This window comes from Kitasatospora sp. NPDC059571, assembly GCF_042735675.1.
In the GTDB taxonomy this organism is placed as follows: domain Bacteria; phylum Actinomycetota; class Actinomycetes; order Streptomycetales; family Streptomycetaceae; genus Kitasatospora.
The window spans coordinates 3179-4913 of sequence record NZ_JBHWBW010000546.1 but is presented as its reverse complement, the minus strand read 5'-3'; the positions used below and the strand labels follow the sequence as shown (position 1 = coordinate 4913).

Genomic DNA, 1735 nt, shown 5'->3' with positions numbered 1-1735 from the left:
GCCCGGCTCGGGGGGGGGGGGGTCGCGGCGCGGCGCCCCCCCGGGGGGGGGGGGGCCCCCCCGCCCCCCCCCCCCCGGCGGCCACGCCCCGAGGGCCTCCACCAGTTCGACGGCCCGCAGCTTGACGTCAGGCTGGACCTCCCCGGGGCCGGGCCGCCACGGGGTGGTCGCCGGCAGCGCCACGGCCGAGGCCGTCCCGGAGACCGCAGCGGACGGTGATCCGGACGGCGATCCCGGCGGGGTGGCCGAGGGCGGGGACGCGGTGCCGGACGGCGGCCGGGCGGCGGAGTGCGTGCGCCAGCTGCACGCGGCGAGCACCGCGGCGGCCGCCCCGAGCAGCACGGTGCGCCGCGACACGTCACCGGCCCGCCCGGATCGGGGCGGCTCCGGCGGGGACGGTGCGGCCATGCCCCCCAGTCTGCCCCGCCACCGCCCCCGAGGACGGCACGCCACACCCCGCCCCCCGGCCGGCGCCGCCGTCCGCGAGGATGCGGCCGGGCCGGCCGCGGCGCTGAACTCGGAACGCTTCGACCACGGGCTCACCCTGGGTGCGACGGTGGCCCGGGCGCGCCCGAGCCGGTCCGTCGAGGCGCTGCCCGACCGGGCCGGCGGCGATCCGGTGACCGCCGCCGGGCCGGTCCTGGCCGACTCGGAGGACTCCTGACGCAGCCTCAGAAGGCCAGCGGCGCGGACGGCGGGCTCTCGCGGCCGGCCCGGTCGAGGGCGGTGGCGGTGTACCAGGAGCCGGCGGCGGGGGTGAACAGCGGCTCCGCCGCCGGCCGAACGGCGACAAGCTCACCGGGGGCGCCGGGCCGCTCGTGCCGGCGCAGGGCGAGGACGAAGGCCGGGCCGGACGCGCGGACCCGCAGGCCGGCGGTGTCGCGGAGCAGCACGGGCCGCGCCGGTGCGGGGCCGGCGGCGAGGCGGGGGAGCAGCGGGACGAGGGCGGGGCGCCGCCAGTGGTCCTCGTGCAGGCGGGTGATCGCGCCGAGCCGGTCGGCGGTCACGTCCCCGGCGCTGAACAGCAGGTCGCCGCCGATCGCCGGGAGAGCGGCGTTCAGCGCCAGGTGCCGGGAGAGCTCGGCCGGGTCCTGCCAGGCCGGGCCCTGGGCGGGCGCGCCCGCCCGGTAGGCGGCCTGGCCGATCCACAGCTGCGTTCCGCTGCCGGCCGTCCGCTCCGCCCACCAGCGGGCCAGCACCGCGTAGTCGGCGAGCGGATGGCCGATCGGCCAGTACAGCTGCGGGGCGACGTAGTCGAGCAGGCCGCGGCGGACCCAGCCGAGGCTGTTCGCGTGGATGCCGTCGTACGACTGGAACGCGGTGGTCGCCGAGCCCGCCGGGTCGGTCGAGGCGTTGCGCCACACGCCGAACGGGCTCACCCCGAAGGCCGCGTCCGGGCGGGCCGCCCGGACCAGGTCGCGCACCTCCCGGATCAGCAGGTCCACGTTGTGCCGCCGCCAGGCCGCGCGGTCGGTGAAGCCGGCGCCGTACGCGGCGAACGTCCGGTCGTCGGGGAAGTCCCGGCCGCCCGACGGGTACGGGTAGAAGTAGTCGTCGAAGTGCACGCCGTCGACCGGGTAGCGGGCCACCGCGTCGAGCACCGCCCCCCCGACGAACCCCCCGGGGGGCGGCCCCCCCCGGGGGTATTTGATCCCCCCCCCCGACCCCCCCCGCCCCACCCGGGGGCGGGGGGGCCGGGGCCCCGCGGGGGGCAGCCCCCGGGGCGCCTGGCGCC

At 80.8% G+C, this 1735-nt stretch carries 2 protein-coding genes; one reads left to right on the top strand and one right to left on the bottom strand.

The features are described from left to right. Positions 1-121: 121 nt before the first annotated feature. Positions 122-664: a hypothetical protein gene (locus tag ACFV0G_RS35165; protein ID WP_380556742.1), complete on the top strand. Its 543-nt coding sequence runs from the start codon at positions 122-124 to the stop codon at positions 662-664. Positions 665-671: 7 nt separating this feature from the next. Here the strand turns inward: ACFV0G_RS35165 and ACFV0G_RS35160 are convergent, their stop codons facing one another. Beyond that, entirely contained in the window at positions 672-1679 is a 1008-nt protein-coding gene (locus tag ACFV0G_RS35160) for a glycoside hydrolase family 10 protein (protein ID WP_380556744.1), read from the bottom strand. Positions 1680-1735 lie beyond the last annotated feature (56 nt).